This is a genomic window from Cellvibrio mixtus subsp. mixtus J3-8 (assembly GCF_000766945.1).
Taxonomy (GTDB): domain Bacteria; phylum Pseudomonadota; class Gammaproteobacteria; order Pseudomonadales; family Cellvibrionaceae; genus Cellvibrio; species Cellvibrio mixtus_A.
The window spans coordinates 721,582-740,120 of record NZ_KN266207.1; the positions used below are offsets into that span (position 1 = coordinate 721,582).

15 protein-coding genes and 1 tRNA gene are annotated in these 18,539 nt (G+C 46.7%); 11 read left to right on the plus strand and 5 right to left on the minus strand.

All coding sequences use genetic code 11. The features are described from left to right. Positions 1-191: 191 nt before the first annotated feature. A complete protein-coding gene (gene lptF / locus A596_RS08175) occupies positions 192-1,325 on the plus strand; it encodes an LPS export ABC transporter permease LptF (RefSeq protein WP_052417340.1) in 1,134 nt (377 codons plus the stop codon). A gap of 8 nt (positions 1,326-1,333) precedes the next feature. Beyond that, entirely contained in the window at positions 1,334-2,392 is a 1,059-nt protein-coding gene (gene lptG, locus A596_RS08180; RefSeq protein WP_039913629.1) for an LPS export ABC transporter permease LptG, read from the plus strand. 17 nt (positions 2,393-2,409) lie between these two features. Here the strand turns inward: lptG and A596_RS08185 are convergent, their stop codons facing one another. Both A596_RS08185 and A596_RS08190 read right to left on the minus strand, forming a co-directional pair. Next, on the minus strand, positions 2,410-2,901 hold the full coding sequence (locus A596_RS08185) for an RDD family protein (RefSeq protein ID WP_039913631.1): 492 nt from the start codon (positions 2,899-2,901) through the stop codon (positions 2,410-2,412). An 8-nt stretch (positions 2,902-2,909) separates the two neighbouring features. Then, positions 2,910-3,806 carry an adenylate/guanylate cyclase domain-containing protein gene (locus A596_RS08190; protein ID WP_039913633.1) on the minus strand — a complete coding sequence of 299 codons (897 nt, stop codon included), beginning with the start codon at positions 3,804-3,806 and terminating at the stop codon, positions 2,910-2,912. A 609-nt stretch (positions 3,807-4,415) separates the two neighbouring features. Here A596_RS08190 and A596_RS08195 point away from each other — a divergent pair. After that, positions 4,416-4,754, plus strand: coding sequence for a hypothetical protein (locus tag A596_RS08195; RefSeq protein ID WP_039913635.1), 339 nt, complete (start codon positions 4,416-4,418; stop codon positions 4,752-4,754). A 20-nt stretch (positions 4,755-4,774) separates the two neighbouring features. Here A596_RS08195 and A596_RS23110 read toward each other — a convergent pair whose 3' ends face one another. The 3 genes from A596_RS23110 to A596_RS08205 all read right to left on the minus strand — a co-directional run bounded on the left by A596_RS23110 (position 4,775) and on the right by A596_RS08205 (position 5,492). Further along, positions 4,775-4,948 (minus strand): type II toxin-antitoxin system RelE family toxin, encoded by a 174-nt coding sequence (locus A596_RS23110; RefSeq protein ID WP_160280108.1) that lies wholly within the window; start codon positions 4,946-4,948, stop codon positions 4,775-4,777. After that, the gene (locus A596_RS23115; RefSeq protein ID WP_160280110.1) at positions 4,938-5,105 is read right to left on the minus strand and encodes a hypothetical protein; all 168 of its coding nucleotides are present in this window, start codon (positions 5,103-5,105) and stop codon (positions 4,938-4,940) included. Before A596_RS23115 ends, A596_RS23110 begins: the two co-directional genes overlap by 11 nt. A 301-nt stretch (positions 5,106-5,406) precedes the next feature. Further along, positions 5,407-5,492 (minus strand) — tRNA-Leu (locus A596_RS08205). A gap of 276 nt (positions 5,493-5,768) precedes the next feature. Here A596_RS08205 and queA point away from each other — a divergent pair. From queA to A596_RS08245, 8 genes are all read left to right on the plus strand, one after another. Further along, positions 5,769-6,851, plus strand: coding sequence for a tRNA preQ1(34) S-adenosylmethionine ribosyltransferase-isomerase QueA (gene queA / locus A596_RS08210; RefSeq protein ID WP_039913639.1), 1,083 nt, complete (start codon positions 5,769-5,771; stop codon positions 6,849-6,851). A gap of 58 nt (positions 6,852-6,909) precedes the next feature. After that, on the plus strand, positions 6,910-8,031 hold the full coding sequence (gene tgt, locus A596_RS08215; RefSeq protein WP_039914482.1) for a tRNA guanosine(34) transglycosylase Tgt: 1,122 nt from the start codon (positions 6,910-6,912) through the stop codon (positions 8,029-8,031). Between the two features lie 167 nt (positions 8,032-8,198). Continuing rightward, the gene (secD, locus tag A596_RS08220; protein WP_039913641.1) at positions 8,199-10,082 is read left to right on the plus strand and encodes a protein translocase subunit SecD; all 1,884 of its coding nucleotides are present in this window, start codon (positions 8,199-8,201) and stop codon (positions 10,080-10,082) included. 12 nt (positions 10,083-10,094) lie between these two features. After that, positions 10,095-11,261 carry a protein translocase subunit SecF gene (gene secF / locus A596_RS08225; protein WP_039913643.1) on the plus strand — a complete coding sequence of 389 codons (1,167 nt, stop codon included), beginning with the start codon at positions 10,095-10,097 and terminating at the stop codon, positions 11,259-11,261. A gap of 134 nt (positions 11,262-11,395) precedes the next feature. Next, complete coding sequence (locus A596_RS08230; RefSeq protein WP_235425650.1) at positions 11,396-13,423, plus strand: hybrid sensor histidine kinase/response regulator; 2,028 nt, start codon at positions 11,396-11,398, stop codon at positions 13,421-13,423. Positions 13,424-13,653: 230 nt separating this feature from the next. Next, positions 13,654-14,805: an efflux RND transporter periplasmic adaptor subunit gene (locus tag A596_RS08235; protein WP_039913644.1), complete on the plus strand. Its 1,152-nt coding sequence runs from the start codon at positions 13,654-13,656 to the stop codon at positions 14,803-14,805. 5 nt (positions 14,806-14,810) lie between these two features. After that, on the plus strand, positions 14,811-17,930 hold the full coding sequence (locus A596_RS08240; protein ID WP_039913646.1) for an efflux RND transporter permease subunit: 3,120 nt from the start codon (positions 14,811-14,813) through the stop codon (positions 17,928-17,930). A gap of 9 nt (positions 17,931-17,939) precedes the next feature. Beyond that, on the plus strand, positions 17,940-18,512 hold the full coding sequence (locus tag A596_RS08245) for a TetR/AcrR family transcriptional regulator (RefSeq protein WP_039913648.1): 573 nt from the start codon (positions 17,940-17,942) through the stop codon (positions 18,510-18,512). The last annotated feature ends 27 nt before the right edge of the window (positions 18,513-18,539 follow it).

The window sequence follows — 18,539 nt, forward strand, 5'->3', positions numbered from 1 at the left end:
TGGCGGCGAAATTCTGTTAAAAAACGGAACCCTGTCGCTGAATGCAAGTCATTAAGCCATTGTAGTTGATGATTCTGTTTAGATTAAATCCATCGTTTGGCAAGCATGGTTAAATGTTGCGCAAGTTTTGCACAAGTCGCATTGATGGCTCTATGAAGTACCAACGCGAATAAATAGAAACTTGAATACACATGTTTGAAGTATCAACTCGCAGGAATATTACGTTGATTATTTTTCGTTATATCGTACGGGATTTATTAATTACCAGCTTCGCGGTTAGCTCCGTTCTGTTAATTATTTTCCTCACTAATAGTTTTGGCCGCTTTCTTACCGATGCAGCACAAGGAAAGCTCGCGGTTGATGTGTTGTTTAAAGTTGTTACTTTCCGTATGCCATATATGTTGGAGTTAATTCTTCCGCTTGGATTTTATCTTGCGATTTTGTTGGCTTACGGACGTATGTATATTGAAAGTGAAATGGTGGTGCTGTCCGCTTGTGGAATGAGCCATTGGCAGCTGCTGCGAATCACCCTGGTTCCCGCTGCCATAGTTGCCGCTATCGTGGCGTTGTTCAGTTTCTGGTTGAGCCCGGCGGGCGCATTGATGACTGAACAGACATTGGCAGAGCAGCGCAATCGCAGCGAATTTGAAAGCTTGCAAGAAGGGCGTTTCCAGGCGATAGGTCAAGGCAAGGTAATGACCTATGTGGAAAATGTCAGCGATGATAATCAGCGCCTTGAGCAGGTGTTTGTGGCGCAACGTGATTCAGATACAACATCGTCAGTAGTCGTTGCCCAAACGGGTGAGCAAGCCTTTATTAAAGATTATGGCCAGCGTTATTTGGTACTGCATAACGGTTATCGTTACGAGGGAAGGCCAGGCACCCGTGAATTTAAAGTTACCCAATTTAATGAGTGGGGCAGGTATCTCCCACCAACCACCAGCGTTGCGGAATTTGAACGGGAATCTGATGCAAAAACCACAGCGCAATTATTAAGTGCCGATGACCCAGGTAGCAGTGCCACTTTGCAGTGGCGTATTTCTATGCCGCTAATGGTTTTTATTGCAACCTTGCTGGCAGTGCCGCTCAGTAAAACCAACCCACGCCAGGGCCGTTATTTAAAAATGCTGCCCGCAATTTTGATCTACGTGTTTTATCTCGCATTTTTAATCAATGCGCGCAGTGCGGTAGCTGATGGTGATTTATCGCCCATTGTGGGGTTGTGGGGGGTGCATGTGCCGTTTCTGGTAATCGCATTATTGATGTTGAATTGGCACGGGGTAATGCAAACCCGTAACAAGCCTGCCAAATTGGTTCAGGGGTGAGATGATTCATGGGCAAAATAACGAGCTATGTATCGCGCACCGTTTTTATGGCAATCGCCTTAACGCTGTTAGTATTTCTTGCGCTGGATTTTATTTTTGGTTTGATCAGTCAACTGGAAAATGTGAATGAGCATTACACGGCTTATGAAGCATTCAGGTATATGTTGTTCACTATGCCGCGACGCTTGTATGACTATATTCCTTATACATGCTTGATAGGTTGTCTCGCTGGTTTGGGCTTATTAGCCAGTAGCAGTGAATTAGTGATTATTCGTGCGGCTGGTGTATCGGTAAAGCGTATTGCATGGATGGCACTGCGGCCAGCGTTAGTGTTTATCTTGCTGGCTACTATCGTCGGTGAATTTGTTGCACCCTATACAGAACAAATGGCAGACAATCGTCGTCATTTCCTGCGTTACAACGCCACACAAAAAGCGCCGCAAAATATGTGGAACCGCGAAGGCAATGAATTCATGTATGTAAATGCAGTGCTCCCTAACGGTGTAGTGTATGGTTTGACGCGTTACAAGTTTAATGACCAGCATCAATTGCAATCCGCCAGTTTTAGCAAGCAGGCAACTTACCAGGATAATTATTGGCAGGAAGAGGAAATTTCAATTACCTACCTTGATGAAAACTCTGTGCGTACGGAAGTAATTCCATCGCGCCGCTGGGAGACTAATCTCACACCAACGTTATTTAATATTCTAGTGGTGTCACCGGAAGATATTTCGATACGCAATTTGCACTATTACATTGATTATCTAAATAAACAGAATCTGGCTTCCAGTACTTACAGTTTGGCTTTCTGGAAAAAAACATTGCAGCCTCTGACAACAGCAGCGCTGGTTTTGGTGGCAATTTCATTTATTTTTGGCCCCTTGCGCAGTGTGACTATGGGGCAACGGATTTTTACCGGTGTTGTGCTCGGTATTGGATTTATGTTGTTGCAGCGATTATTGGGGCCCTCGAGCCTGGTGTTTGGTTTTCCGCCATTAATTGCAGTAATAATTCCTATCTCATTGTGTGTGGCTTTGGGGTGGTACTTGTTGGGCAAGGCGCGCTAACCGGTGCGCCTCGCAATTTATTTTTTATCTTTCGCCAGGAGCAGGATTCGCGTTTTACTCAGCTTATCGTGCAGCGTTTGGCGCTCCGGGTTTAAGTACATCACCCAATAACCTATCCCTAATAACAGCATCGAAAAAGGTGCGCAGACGCAGCGAATAACACATTGTGAATAACCGGGTGTTTGCATGCTATTCGCGTCATACATTTTCATTCTCCAGGTTTTCATTCCGAGCGTTTGGCCAGAGTTTTTCCAGAAATAACAAAAGAAAAACCCCAGGGTCAAAATCCAGCCGATAAATACCACAATACCGAACGCTCCCCAGGTAACTCTTTCACCTGGAGCGGGGATACCTTTGATTGCGATATTAATACCAGTGGCAATAGCGCCATAAAGGATGCTTACTGCCATAAGTAACAAGCTGTCATACACCATTGCGGCAAAGCGACGCAATAAACCCGGAGTGGCAAACTCCTGAGCAACAGGTTCGGGAGTTGGTTTTTTTTTCATAAATGAAATCAAACTTTAAAGCGAATAAGGTAAGTGGGTTCAGAATCTATTTTTTGCCCCAGCGAAATTTTACCTTCACCTTGTAATGGCAATTCCTCGCGACGTAAATAAATTGGCTGTTGCTCATCTGCATACACATATGTGCCATTGGTAGAGTGATCGACCAACACATATTTCCCCCGGCGGAATTCAATATGGCAATGCTCGCGTGAGGCGAGCTCATGTTCAATTAATAAATGCGCTTTAACCGGATCACGGCCGATGTGGTAGGGCGTTTGCTCTGGCAGTAACAAAATATCGCGACCACACAAGCTCAGTGTTAACTGGAATTTGGCAACAAAGCTCGCCACATCATGAATCGGCATGACCATAGTTGCGCGATTATCTTTGCCAGAGTGTTCCCATTCCAGGCGATAAATCAATGTATGTTCCGTTTCGCCTTTGATGTTGATGCGATCAAACATCTGGCAGTCATGTTTAAATGCGTTACCCAGTGTGTCTACAACCGATTGGGTGATGACGATTTGATTGGCGCGCGCGATATGCGCAACACAGGCGGCATCATTAACCCGATCACCAAACACATCGTTATGGGTTATTAACACATCGCCATAAGCAATCCCGATTTTAATTCCAAGATCTTTTAAATGCGGTTCTTTCACGCATCGCCGCTGAATCGCAATCGCCGCCTCACACGCCTGAAAACCCTCGCTAAAGCGCGCCATAATCTCGTCGCCGATGGTTTTTACCACAGTGCCTTCATTTACGATGGTAATCGCCGTCATAAAATGCACGGCCTCATCGATAATTGCTTTGGCCTGTTCATTCCCAATCCGCTTATAAAGCGCCGAGCTACCGGAGACATCGGCAAACATAATGGCTTGGTATTGGTTTTGTTGGTTCATGCGATCTGTGGCTTGGGATTGGGGTAGGGGACTGCTGCGAGCCGCTTATGATACGGGAAAATTGAAGTTTCATGAACCCTTATTTCGGCGGGATTGGCCAGTGGATATGATGTTTTGGGCGCTTTTTGAATATGCGTAAATGATCTTCAATTGGTGCCAGAATATAAGTTTTACATATCGGAGAATATTTTTGGCTTCGGTTGTAGTTACTTGATTGCGCTAAATGTGAATTTGCAGTGCTATTGGAGCGGGCCATAATGATGGATTATCGGTTTTTATTTTCAGTTTTGCTGTTTTTTTTGCAATTAATAAATAAATTTAAAATTATTTATTTGCTGTAGCCCCTCAAAATCCGTTTTAAATAATTTCAATTATTTGCTCTGCGCGCGAGTGGATGTTGTTAAATAATTTTTCCATCAATAGATCGGGTGGGTCGATTGCAATTATTCGCCGTATTCAGGTGTTGTTCAGAAAGATTAGTTTGATTGATAACTGTTTCGCAGGAACGGGAAACTTATGTAAAAAACCAGTAATGATTCGTGATAAGAACTTTAAAAATAAATTATCAGTGCAATATCTATTAAGTAGACCAATAGTAGGAGGTGCGCTATGGCTGCTATGGATTGCCCTGCAGGTGTAATCTACAGGCATTGGATGCCTGAAATATTTATTGAAGGGTTTGCTGGGGATGGCTCTTCTATAAAGTTGCCATTTGTTGGTTTCGCTTTTAAATCTGTAGTTGATAGATATGTCGGTGAATTTATCAACGTTATCGCTACGCGTATCTCGAATAGTCCTGGTAGTGAATGTTATAACTGGCGGACGCTGCTTCCCCATCAGTACGTATTGGCTTGGAAAACAGTTAAGTCAACGATTGCGCCTGGCCGTGTTGTAGTGATTGGATTAACCAATGAACAAGGGTGGCCGATTGTTACACCTGAATATTGAGGGCGCTGTGAACTTGGAAATTAGGTAGCCCATGCAGTTAGCGGTAGCGATTCGCAGTAGAGAATTTGTCTTTTTGTGCTTTTTGGATTCTGCATGTCCTCCCTCAACTGGGTTTTAAATAGTTCCTTGATTTTTGGCTGCAATTTTTTCCATTCTTTTAATGCTTCATCGTCAAAAACTAACTCATAGGTCATCAATGTTTACCTTGGTGAATTTCCTCCCAAGGCGAGCCTCGCGCTTTTCTACCAATGCTTTTAATTCCATATCTTCCAGTTGCTCGATGATGGCTTCCCGGCACGCAGCTGGTAAGTACCTAACCGAGGCAAAATGTAGGACCAAATAAAGTGTCATTTAAAGATCTTTTTTGTGTGCCGAAAAGAGCGTCACGTTGGATAACCTTATAACCGCTTCCTCTTTCCCAAGATCATGTCCTGCATCATTTTTGAGTGGCGATAACACGCTCCATCCGCCAAATTCACTCATATCTGACCTGCGGCTTCTGTGAAAAATTTGAATATAGGAAATGAGAAATTGAAGGCGGGCCGCATGGTTTATGTTTTTAAGTGTGTTCCCATTACGCGCCTTTGATGTTTTGAAACATAAATTCGAAACAATAAAAAAGGGCTTACATTGCTGTAAGCCCTTTCGGATTTGGTGCCAGTGGTCGGACTCGAACCGACACGCTTTAAGGGCGCCGGATTTTGAATCCGGTGCGTCTACCAATTCCGCCACACTGGCGAGTGGTGCGCATTTTAATGATTTGGGCTTGGCTGTCAAACACTTATTTTGAAATTTCTTTAAATCTTTCAATAAGTAAGCAAGTTGTTCAAAAAGCGGTTAATGGTTTAGGTTAGTTACCGCTTTATACCTGTCTGAACGTGTCTACTACGCACCGGATTCCAAATCTGGCCCCTCGGCGGAGGGGTAACCCCCATTCACAATTTTGAAACTCCCTGAATTTGAGTTAACCTGCCGGCCTTTTTTACGCTAAATCTTTCAAGTTGCTTATTTGCTATGCGTCGCCAGGATTTTCACTACGAATTGCCCGATGAACTGATTGCCCGTGCGCCAACGGCGCAACGGCGCGGTAGCCGTTTACTGCTGTTGGATGGGATAACGGGCCAGTTAAGTCATCGACAATTCCCTGATTTATTAAGTCTGGTTGAGCCGGGCGATTTAATGGTATTTAACAATACCCGTGTCATTCCCGCGCGTTTGTTTGGCCAGAAGGAATCGGGTGGGCAGGTGGAGATTCTGGTGGAGCGGGTGTTGGATAACCGCCGTGTGCTGGCACATACCCGTGCGAGCAAAGCACCAAAGGTTGGCTCTATTGTCATTCTGCAAGATGCGACCAATGTGCGTTTGGCTGCACGGCACGATGCGCTGTTTGAGTGGGAGTTTTTGGGCGATGATGCGGTGCTGACTGTTTTGGATCGCATTGGTCATATGCCCCTTCCTCCTTATATAGATAGAGAAGATGTGGCCGCAGATCGCGAGCGCTATCAAACTGTATATGGTGAAAAGCAGGGCGCGGTTGCGGCACCTACTGCCGGGCTGCATTTTGATGAGCAGATGTTGAGTGACCTGAAGAACAAAGGCGTGCAGGTTGCATTTGTGACTTTGCATGTTGGTGCAGGTACGTTCCAGAACATGCGCGTGGATAATATTTCCGAACACCAGATGCATTCTGAAATTATGGATGTATCAGAAGAGGTTTGTGCATTGGTGCGGGCGACCAAAGCCGCGGGTAAGCGTGTGATCGCGGTGGGAACCACCAGTGTACGTAGCCTTGAATCTGCTGCCCAGGGTTACGGGAACCCGAATCAGTATGGTGATATTCATCCTTATCAGGGCGAAACCAATATCTTTATTTATCCCGGCTATGAATTCCAGGTGGTGGATGCATTGGTAACCAATTTTCATTTGCCGGAATCCACCTTGATTATGCTGGTATCGGCCTTTGCCGGTTTCCGTTTCACCATGGCTGCTTATCAGGAAGCGGTTGCGCAACAATATCGCTTTTTCAGTTATGGCGATGCCATGTTTATTACCCGCAATCCTGCCGCTGCTTTGCAAAAAGTTGGCGTAGCGCAATAGAGAGTTAATCGTGACTAATCCAGAAGTAAAAGACGTTGACGCAACCGGCCAGTGTTTTATGCAATTTGAGTTGGATAGCCAAACAGGGCGTGCACGCCGCGGGCGTTTGAAGTTTCCACGCGGCACTGTAGAAACTCCCGCATTTATGCCGGTTGGAACCTATGGCACCGTAAAGGGCCTGACCCCGCGTGACGTTGAGGATATCGGTGCGCAAATTATTCTGGGTAACACATTCCATTTGATGTTGCGCCCGGGTACTGAAGTCGTAAAAGCGCATGGTGATTTGCATGATTTTATGCAATGGAAAGGGCCAATCCTGACTGACTCCGGTGGCTTCCAGGTTTTCAGTTTGGGCAAATTGCGCAAAATTACTGAAGACGGCGTGACGTTCAAATCGCCAATTAATGGTAGCAAAGTATTTCTCGACCCCGAAACCTCCATGCAAGTACAGCGTGATTTGGGTTCGGACATTGTGATGATTTTTGATGAGTGTACGCCATACCCGGCAAGCATCCATGAGGCACGCGATTCGATGGAATTGTCGTTGCGTTGGGCTAAGCGTTCAAAGGATGCCCATGGTAATAATCCTTCGGCATTGTTTGGGATAGTCCAGGGTGGTATGTATGAGAATCTGCGCGGCGAATCCCTGCGCGGTTTGGTGGAAATTGGTTTTGACGGTTATGCGATCGGTGGTTTGTCGGTTGGTGAACCCAAAGAGGATATGTTGCGCATCCTGGAAAGCCTCACCCCGCAAATGCCCAAACACAAGCCGCGCTATCTGATGGGTGTGGGTAAACCGGGTGATATCGTTGAAGCAGTGCGTCGCGGTGTAGATATGTTTGATTGCGTAATGCCGACCCGCAACGCGCGCAATGGCCATTTATTTACCAGTGAAGGCGTGGTCAAATTGCGCAATGCCAAATATCGTGAAGATACTGGCCCGCTTGATCCGTTGTGCGATTGCTATACCTGCAAAAATTTCTCGCGTTCCTATCTGCACCATTTGGATAAGTGCAATGAAATGTTGGGTGCGCAATTGAACACGATTCATAATTTGCGTTACTACCAACGCATCATGGCTGATATGCGTAAGGCCTTGAGTGAAAACACTTTTGATGCATTTTTGGTGGAATTTTATGGTCGCCAGGGCTTGGAAGTACCGCCTGCGCCCCAAGAATGAACGCTTCATCATTGTTGTAAGTGAATTAAAGGGTATAATCCGGCGCCCTTTACCATACCGCAGCCAGGGTAACGGCTGTGAGCAAGTAGAAATAATGCAGAAATTTCGACCCGCAAATAACCTTGCAGGTCGTTAAAAAGCTGTGACTGACTAGTTGGGAATTATTTATGCTAAACCGCTACCCGCTGTGGAAATACCTGATGTTGATTGCCATCACCGCGATCGGCTTTATTTATTCCATTCCAAACATTTACATTCCCGACCCCGCAGTACAGGTTTCGGGTGACTCTACTGCAAAAGTGATTGATAAAGCAGTTCTTGATCGTATCGAACAAACCCTGAAAGAAGCCAAAATTGATTATTTTGGTGCTGAGTCAAATGGTCAGTCAGCAATGGTTCGCTTGCATGGTCACGAACAACAAATGTTGGCGCGCACTGCAATCCAGCGCGCACTGGGTGATGGCTATATTGTTGCGTTAAACAGCGCTTCTACTACGCCGGGTTGGTTGCGTGCATTGGGTGCTGAGCCGATGAAACTCGGTTTGGACCTGGCGGGTGGCGTGCACTTCTTGTTGGAAGTGGATAGCGCTTCTGCAGTAGAAAAGCGCCAGACAATCAACGCTGACGATATGAAAGATAAACTGCGTAAAGCGAAAGTCCGTTACTCTTCTATCGTTGCAAACCGTGATAACCAAATCGTGGCGCGCTTCCGTAGTGCTGACTCGGTTGATCAAGCCATCAGCACCTTGCGCGGCGATTTCCCTGGAATGCAGTTTGTTAAACAAGATGCACCGGCTGATGCGGCTGATTTTGGTTTTGTTGCAACGCTCAGTGAAGCCGCCATAAAAGAAATTGAAGATTACGCATTGAATCAAAACCTGATTACCTTACGTAACCGCGTTAACGAACTCGGTGTCTCTGAACCTATAGTTCAGCGTCAGGGCCGCAGCCGTATTATTGTGCAGTTGCCTGGTGTACAGGATCCGGCAGAAGCCAAACGTGTTATCGGTAAAACTGCAAACCTCGAATTTCGCCTGGGTGCTTCACCTGACACTCTGGTTTCCAACAAAGAAGAGTTCCCCTTCAAAGATGAGTTGATGCAAATGCAGCGTGGTAATGCTGTATTGGAAAAACAACTCATCGTGACCGGTGATAGCGTTACGGATGCAAAAAGCAGCTTTGATCCGGAAACCAACCAACCACAAGTAAATATCACCCTGGATAGCCTTGGCGGTGCGAAAATGAACCGCGTGACGCGCAACAACGTTGGCCGTCAGATGGGCATTTTATTTATTGAATATAAAACCCGTACACAAATTGTGAAAAATGCAGCGGGTGAAGACGTTGAAAAAGCGACTCAATATATTGAGCGCAAAGTTATCAGTCTGGCCACGATTCAAAGTGCATTAGGTATTCAATTCCGCATCACCGGTTTGGATCAGCCTGGTGAAGCTGCGGAACTGGCATTGCTGTTGCGCGCCGGTGCCCTGGCTGCACCGATGCACTTTGTGGAAGAGCGGACCATTGGTCCATCACTCGGTGCGGATAACATCAAGAAAGGGGTGAATTCCTCTATCTGGGCATTGGTGATGGTGTTTATTTTCATGGTGGTTTTCTACCGCATGTTTGGTTTGTTCGCTAACGTTGCACTGGCAATTAACGTGCTGCTGCTAATGACGGTACTCTCCATGTTTGGTGCAACACTCACCTTGCCAGGTATTGCCGGTATTGTATTGACGATGGGGGTTGCGGTAGATGCCAACGTACTTATCTATTCGCGGATTCGCGAAGAGCTTAGAAATGGGGCTTCTCCACAGCAGGCTATTTACACGGGCTATGAGCGCGCATTTATTACCATTCTCGATGCCAACCTGACGACGATGATCGTAGCCATTATTCTGTTTGCCGTGGGCACCGGTCCGATTAAAGGCTTTGCAATTACGTTGTGGATCGGTCTGGCGACCTCCATGTTCACTTCAATTATGGTTAGTCGTGCGTTGGCGAATCTGGTGTATGGCCGTCGCAAAAACCTGCAAAAAATTTCGCTGTAAGAGAGCACTGCTATGACACAGGAATTGAAAGTTATTAACTTTATGGGAATCCGAAAGTACACTTCGGGTTTCTCAATTATTCTCACCATTTTGGCTGTTGCGTCGATTGTCTTTCAGGGATTTAAACTGGGGTTGGATTTTACTGGCGGGACACAACTTGAAGTCCAGTTTGATCGCCCGGCAGACCTCGCAAAAATTCGTGAGGTGCTCGAAGAAAAACAATTGCACAGCCCTGTGGCAGTGACTTTTGGTAGCGATGCGGATGTAATGATTCGTACCCAGGATCAAATGAGCATCAAGGGACGTGAATATATCGCCGCTGAAATTGCCAGGCTTGGTAATGGTGCGAGTTTGCAAGATGTGATTCGCCCGACGCGTGAACAGGAAGGTTTTGTTGATGTATTGGTAATTAACAACCTGACTCCGGATCAAGTAGCTCAATCCGGCCTTTTTGATACTACCCGTTTTGGAAAAACGATTGTTGCGACCAAAGACAACACAACACAAATTGCGATTGAAAAGGGTTTGGATCTGGTTTACAGCCAGCACTTGTTAAAAGAATTGGAAGTGGCCACTGGGGCGTCAATCAAGTTGCGCAGTAGTGATTCAGTTGGTCCACAAATTGGTGACGAGCTGCGCGATAGTGGTGGTCTCGGTATGCTGTGCGCATTTGCGTTGGTATTTTTATATGTAGCCGTACAATTCCAATGGAAATTCTCTGTTGGTGCATTGGTCGGTTTGATTCATGTGACCATTGTTACCCTTGCGTGCTTTACGTTCTTCCAATGGGATTTCGATTTGAACGTGCTTGCGGCGATCATTGCATTGATTGGTTATTCCATTAACGACACCATTGTAATTTTTGACCGTATCCGTGAAAACTTTCGCAAGCTGCGAGCAGTTGATCCTATAGAGATTGTAAATATTTCCATGACCCAAACGCTTGGTCGGTCAATCATGACTCACGTTACTGTATTCCTGGTAATGGCAGTGTTATATGTGTTTGGCGGCGAATTGTTAGCTGGCTTCTCTAAAGCAATGATGATTGGTGTGGTGTTTGGTTGTTATTCATCGATTTATATTGCGGCTAACGCAACAGTCGCAATGGGAATTTCAAAAGAAGACCTTATGCCGCGTCCAAAGGATGAAACTGAAGGTGGTGCAGATCTTACACCCTGATTTTCATTTTGCATTGCATTCACAACAGCGCCTCAGGGCGCTGTTGTTGTTTCTGGCAAGGGAAAAATCCCCTGATTGTTTAATCAAATGATCTCGGGTATCGTCGGATCATTTATTCGTTCAAGGCAATGGCAATGACTAATAACCGCAATCCGATGATTGAGCACATCAGCTTTAACCCTGCCTTGCAGACCAGTGATGATCTGGAGCTTTTGCGTTCAACTGTTGGTCGATTCCAGCGAATTTTCAATGGCAGCGGTTATGGTTTCTGGGAGTGGGATCTGCACAACCAGCATATCGAGTGGTCGGGTGGATTCTGGATGCGCCTGGGGTATGGTCCGGAGGATGCAAAAGATATTTGTGATGCATCTAAAGTGCTTACCTATATACACCCGGATGATCGTGAATTTGCAGTGGAGGCAACACGCCAGCATCTGCGCACAGGTAAACCGATGGATGTTTCCTACCGCATTAAAACCAAATATGGCGATTACATCTGGACGCAGGTGCGAGCGGATTCCTTGCGTGATGAAAGCGGGCAGGTCACGCTGATGTCAGGCGTTAATTTTGATATTACCGAAATTAAAAAAGTGGAAGCGGCATTGCGGGAAAGTGAGGCGCGCCAGGTGCGAATTATCCAGGCATCCAGCGATGGTATTTGGGAGTGGTATGCAGATCGCGGCGGCTTCCATTTTTCACATCGCTGCTGGGAGTTGCTCGGTTACGATGATCTTGATGATGTGCTTACCGAAGGCGAGGATCGCTTGAAAATTTGGCGACGCCATATTTATCCGCAGGATTTATCCAAGTTTGATAACGCTTTAGTCGAGCACATGGCTGGTCGCGCGCCTTTTGATGTTGAGTATCGGCTGATTAGCACCCAGGGCGATATTCGCTGGATTCGTGGCCGTGGGCGCGCTGTGTTTAATGAAAAGGGCCAGCCAATCATGATGTCTGGCAGCAATATGGACATCACTGAAGTAAAGCGTGCTGAAGAGCGAGTCATTCAAGCGAAGGAGCAGGCGGAGAAGGCCAACCGTGCCAAATCTGAATTTTTATCGAGTATGAGCCATGAGTTGCGCACGCCGTTAAATGCAATTCTGGGTTATACGCAATTATTTGAATACGACGGTAATTTAAAATCGCAACAAGTTGAAAATGTGCGTGAAATCCGCAAAGCGGGCGAGCATCTATTGCAATTAATTAATGATGTCCTTGATTTGGCAAAAATAGAATCGGGAAATATGACAGTGTCATTGGAACCGGTTCTGGTGTCGCGTTTGCTTGATGAATGTTTCACATTAGTTCAGCCCCAAGCGGATGCGCGCGGTATTCGTTTATCTGCGCAAATAGCTGATCACGTAAATACTTATGTGATTGCAGATCATGTGCGTTGCAAGCAAGCGGTGTTGAATTTATTAAGCAACGCGGTGAAATACAATCATGTAGGTGGTGAAGTGGAGGTCACCCTTGTTGCTGAAGAGGGGATGAAGCTACGCATTAGTGTTCGCGATACCGGGCGTGGTATCCCGTTGCAACGCCAGGGCGAAGTGTTCCAGCCTTTCAATCGCTTGAGTGCAGAAAACAGCAATATTGAAGGCTCCGGGGTGGGGCTTGTGATCACCAAGCAATTGGTGGAAATGATGCAAGGTAAGCTGGATTTTTCCAGTACCGAAGGCGTCGGTACCATTTTCTGGATGGATTTCCCGATTGCTACCGAGTGGAGCGCAGAGACATTGCCTGTTGCCAACAGAAAAAAAGATTACAGCCCTGCAATATTGAATGTTAAACGCCGTTGCCGTGTGCTGTATGTAGAGGATAATCCCACCAACATTCGTTTGTTACAGCAGATTTTCACCCGTTATCCGCAACTGGAGCTGGATATCGCCGAAGAAGCGTTTTTAGGGATTTACAAGGCGCGCAGCACCAGCCCGGATTTGATTATCCTTGATATCAATTTACCGGGTATGGATGGTTATGAAGTACTTGCTGTGCTTAAGAATGACCCATCCACCAGCCAGATTCCCGTTGTGGGATTGTCAGCCAATGCAATGCCCTACGATATAGAACGCGGGCGCAATGCCGGTTTCTTTGATTACCTCACCAAACCCGTCGATATTAACCAATTAATCGATGTCTTTAATAAGCTCCTGCTGGATTAAGCAGGGGCTTTATGTCCGTATCCCAGTCTGAATTCCAGGCTTCCTGATATTGCCCACATCCCTTTGATTCCAACCAACAACTGCTTATTTCTACCTTTTTGCTGTTGGGTAAAGTGCATACACAATCGTTAATTAGTGAAAAGTTGCTGGTTTTTGTGCATTCAGTCTCTATGATGACCAAAATGAACATTTGTTCATTGTTGTTTTTATAGATCTATCGGGAGTTGATCATGGTTTCGCGCATTCGCTACAGCTCAGTGCTGGTGGTATCCCTGTTGGGATTAGTGTTATCTGCCTGTAATGGTAAGGACCAGGCAGCAAAGCCCGCGGGGGTGGCTATTGAGGTAGGGGTAATTGAGGTGTTGCGTGCAAATGTGCCGCTGGAGGCCGAGTTGCCAGGTCGTACCAGCGCGTATCGCAAAGCTGAAGTTCGCCCGCAGGTGAGCGGGATTATCCAGAAGCGCTTATTTACTGAGGGTGCGGAAATCAAGGCCGGAACCCCGTTATATCAAATCGATCCAGCCACGTACAAAGCTGCATTGGCGAGCGCGCAAGCTGAGTTGGCGCGCGCTGAAGCTAACCTTGCCGCTGCCGAAGCGCGTGAATCACGCTACAAAAATCTGGTGGCCATTAAAGCGATTAGCCAACAAGACTATGACGATGCCCTGGCAACCCTGGGTCAGGCAAAGGCTGGCGTGCAATTGGCAAAAGCAGGAGTGACAACCGCAAAAATTAATCTTGATTACACCCGTGTGTTGGCCCCGATTGATGGTGTGATTGGCAAATCCAGCGTTACCGAAGGCGCGTTGGTAAGCGCAGGGCAGGCGGCGGTGCTAGCAGAAATACAGCAACTTGATCCTATCTATGTCGATGTCTCCCAATCCGCAGAACAGCTTTTGCAACTGCGCCGGCAAATGCGTGAGGGCAGTGTCGCTGCAGTGGATTCAGCCAAAGCCCGGTTGTTGCTGGAAAATAATGCTGTGTATGAGCATGTGGGTTCATTGCAATTTACCGAAGTCGGTGTGAATGAATCGACGGGAACAGTTATTTTGCGCGCACAATTTCCTAATCCGGATCGTTTGTTACTGCCTGGCATGTTTGTTCGTACAACGCTGGAAGAAGGTGTTCGTACCAACGCTATTCTGGTTCCGCAACGTGGCGTCACACGTGATCGCAGCGGCAATGCAACGGCGATGGTTGTGAATAAACAAGGTGTAGTGGAAATGCGCTCCATCAGCGTCGGGCGTGCGTTGGGTGACCAATGGTTGGTGCTTGGTGGTTTGGATGTGGGTGATAAAGTGATTGTTGAAGGTTTGCAAAAAGTAAAACCCGGTGCACCCGCGAAAGCAGTTCCAGTCACTAAGGCCCCGGCAGCGGAGTAAATACCATGGCGAAGTTTTTTATTGATCGCCCGGTTTTTGCCTGGGTAATTTCTATCATCATTATGTTGGCGGGTTTGCTTTCCATTGCAAAATTGCCGATAGAACAATATCCGGAAGTAGCGCCACCATCAGTGAGTATCAGTGCTAACTATCCCGGTGCTTCTGCGCAAACAGTACAAGACACAGTAATTCAAATTATCGAACAAGGCCTTACCGGTATTGATAATGTGCAATACATGTCATCGACCAGTGAGTCCAGTGGGCGTGGTGAAGTGACTGTCACTTTTATGGCGGGCACTGATCCGGACATCGCTCAGGTTCAAGTGCAAAATAAATTACAAACAGCAATGCCCCTGCTGCCGCAGGAAGTGCAACAACAAGGTATTCGCGTTACCAAATCCTCCGCCGGCTTTTTAATGGTTGCTGCGTTCGTATCATCCGATGGTCGCATGGATAAATACGATATCGCCGACTACGTAGCAGCAAACGTTCAGGACCAATTGAGTCGTGTTAACGGTGTTGGCCAGATTCAATTATTTGGTTCGCAATATGCGATGCGTGTCTGGCTGGATGCAAACAAACTTGCAACCTACAAGCTCACGACAGTTGATGTTGTCACTGCAATTCGTGCGCAAAATGCACAAATTGCTGCGGGTGAATTGGGGGGGACGCCCGCATTACCTGGCCAGCAAATTAATGCCAGTATTGTGGTGCAAACCCGTTTGAATACGCCTGAACAATTCCGCGATATTTTATTGCGTGTTAATCAGGATGGATCGCAGGTTCGCCTCGGTGATGTCGCGCGCGTTGAACTTGGTGGTGAAAATTACCAATTTGAAACGGAATACAACAATCGTCCGGCAAGTGGCCTCGCGGTAACGCTGGCATCGGGTGCCAACGCATTGGATACTGCTGACGGCGTACGTGCGCGTATCGGTCAATTACAAAAATTTTTCCCGCAAGGATTGGAAGTTGTTTATCCCTATGACACCACGCCATTCGTAAAATTATCGATCGAAGCAGTGGTACATACACTCATCGAAGCAATTGTACTTGTGTTTCTGGTGATGTATTTATTTTTGCAAAATTTCCGCGCGACCCTGATTCCAACAATTGCTGTTCCCGTGGTGTTGCTGGGTACCTTTGCAGTATTGCAAACCTTTGGATTTTCGATCAACACACTCACTATGTTTGCGATGGTACTCGCGATTGGTTTGTTAGTGGACGATGCGATTGTGGTGGTGGAAAACGTCGAACGGGTGATGGCTGAAGACGGGCTTTCACCGCGCGAGGCAACACGTAAGTCCATGCAGCAAATTACCGGTGCATTAATTGGTATTGCATTGGTGCTCGCTGCTGTGTTTGTTCCTATGGCATTTTTTGGTGGCTCGACCGGTGTTATCTATCGTCAGTTTTCGATCACGATTGTGTCGGCAATGGCGTTGTCAGTTATCGTTGCGTTGACGCTGACACCGGCGCTATGCGCCACCATGTTGAAGCCAGTGGATGCCGATCATTATCACAAGACCGGATTTTTCGGTTGGTTTAATCGCAACTTTAATCGCGCGACCGATAAATACCAAACGGGTGTGAAAACCATGCTGGGGCGTACAGGTCGCTATATGGGGATTTACCTGGCGATTGTTGTGGTATTGGGTTTGTTATTTACGCGTTTGCCCGGGTCATTTTTGCCGGATGAAGACCAGGGCGTTTTATTTACCCAAATGACCTTGCCGGTGGGCGCTACCAAAGAGCGTTCAATTGGCGTAATGGATCAAATTGAAAAACATTATCTGGAAAATGAAAAAGATAATGTGCGCTCAATATTTTCGGTGATCGGTTTTAGTTTCAGTGGTCGCGGTCAAAACAATGGTATTGCATTTGTTGGCTTGAAAGATTGGAGTGAACGTACCGATGCGGCACAACATGTGCAAGCAATTGCCGGCCGCGCAATGGGAGCCTTGGGTGCAATTAAAGATGCAATGATATTTCCATTTGTTCCACCAGCAATTACGCAGCTGGGCACATCGTCCGGTTTTAATTTGCAATTGCAGGATTTGGGCGGTGTTGGGCACGAAACATTGATGCAGGCGCGCAATCAGTTTTTAGGTGCGGCAATGCAAGATTCACGACTGGTGGGGGTACGTCCCAATGGCCAGGACGATAATCCACAATTTAAATTGGATGTCGATCAGGAAAAAGCAGCGGCGCTCGGTGTTTCTTTAAGTGATATCAATAATGTGTTTTCAACAGCCTGGGCGGCGAGTTATGTGAATGACTTTATTGATAAAGGGCGCGTTAAAAAAGTGTACGTACAAGGCGAAGCTAAATATCGCATGTTGCCGGAGGATGTTAAAAATTGGTATGTGCGCAACAGCGACAATGAAATGGTGCCGTTCTCGGCATTTACTTCGGGGCGCTGGATTTACGGTTCGCCACGCCTTGAGCGTTACAACGGTGTGCCATCAGTAAATATTTTGGGGCAGGGAGCACCTGGCGTAAGTTCGGGTGACGCAATGTTAGCGGCGGAAGAAATTGCAGCGAAGTTGCCAGCGGGTGTCGGTTATCAATGGACGGGGATGTCGTTGCAAGAGCGCGAGTCAGGAAGCCAGGCGCCGATGTTGTACGCTTTATCTATTTTAATTGTGTTTTTATGCCTTGCTGCACTTTATGAAAGCTGGTCTGTTCCCTTCTCGGTAATGCTGGTTGTTCCGTTGGGGGTCATCGGTGCAGTGTTGTTTGCGATGGCGAGAGGCTTATCTAACGACGTGTATTTCCAGGTGGGTTTGCTGACGACGATCGGCCTTGCTGCGAAGAATGCGATTCTGATAGTGGAATTTGCCAAAGCGCTTTATGAGCAGGGTATGGATTTGTTGGACGCTACCATGGAAGCCGTACGCATGCGTTTACGTCCGATCATCATGACTTCATTGGCCTTTATGTTGGGTGTGACTCCGTTAGTGTTGAGTTCCGGGGCGGGATCTGGCAGCCAGAATGCAATTGGTACGGGTGTATTTGGCGGAATGTTTTCAGCCACCGTGTTGGCAATTTTCTTCGTGCCGGTATTTTTTGTGGTGGTATTTCGTTTGGCAAAGCGTTGGTCTTCAGCGAAAAAAGCGGAGTGATGTAAAGTGATGGTGAGTAAATGCGAAACCATTTTGGCGGCAACACTCAGGTTGCTTGCCAGTAAAGGCTTCCACGGTTTTTCAGTGCGCGATGTCGCCAAGGAGGCTGGTGTTGCGACCGGTACTTTATATTTGTATTTTGATGATCGTGAAGATTTGATTAATAAATTGCATGGGCAAATTATTAATCGTGTGGCATCCGAGTTACGGATAACCCATCGATCTGGATTGCCACTGCAAGATCAATTTAAAAATCTTGGCCTGACATTCTGGCAATTGTTTATGCGCGAACCGGAAATTTTGCTCAGTAAAGGGCAGTTCGATCATTTGCCGCCGGATCTATTGCGCAGTTTGCATGAAGTGGCCAGGCAGGAGCTCTCTCCCTTGTTTGATTTTTTCGCACAGGGACGTGCCAGTGCAGCCTTGAGGGATTTACCCGATGACATTTTATTTTCGCTCGGTTTTGAACCTATTTTTGAAATCGCACGCAAAAAATTGTTGGGATTGATTGACGTTGATGATGCGATGCTGGAGAAAATTATCGGTGCAAGTTGGGAGGCAATTTCGCAAAAGCCTGCCTGATTTTGTAGTAGCGTTTTGGCTTGTGCC